The organism is Paraburkholderia sp. RL17-347-BIC-D, assembly GCF_046027915.1.
In the GTDB taxonomy this organism is placed as follows: Bacteria; Pseudomonadota; Gammaproteobacteria; order Burkholderiales; family Burkholderiaceae; genus Paraburkholderia.
Genome location: NZ_JARESS010000260.1, coordinates 1 through 404 on the forward strand (window position 1 = coordinate 1; position 404 = coordinate 404).

Consider the following 404-nt stretch of genomic DNA (forward strand, 5'->3'; position numbering starts at 1 on the left):
GCGTACACGCGCTTTTCGCTGAAGACGCTGCTCGCTGTTCTCGTCTGCTATGTGTTCTACAACGCCGTGGACTGGCAGGGCGTCCACACGGTCATGCTGACCTGCCTGATCGTCGCGCTGCCGAGCCTCGGCGCATCGACGCAGCGTGCGTTGCTGCGGCTCTCCGGGGCCGCCGTCGGCAGCGCGCTGGCGTTGTTCACGGTTGTGTTCATCGTTCCGCATTTCGACGACATCGTTGCCCTGCTGTTGATCGTGTTGCCTGTCGTTGCCTTAGGGGCGTGGATAACGGCGGGTTCGGAGAGGATCAGCTATGCCGGCCTCCAGGTGATGTTTACGTTCTCGCTTGCGTTGCTCGGAGAGTTCGGCCCAACCACGAACCTCACTGAAATCCGCGACCGGATGGT

The 404-nt window shown here is 61.9% G+C and carries 1 protein-coding gene; it reads left to right on the forward strand.

The features are described 5' to 3' along the window. On the forward strand, positions 1-404 hold a 404-nt coding region (locus tag P0D96_RS48465; protein WP_408321483.1), incomplete at both ends, for an FUSC family protein.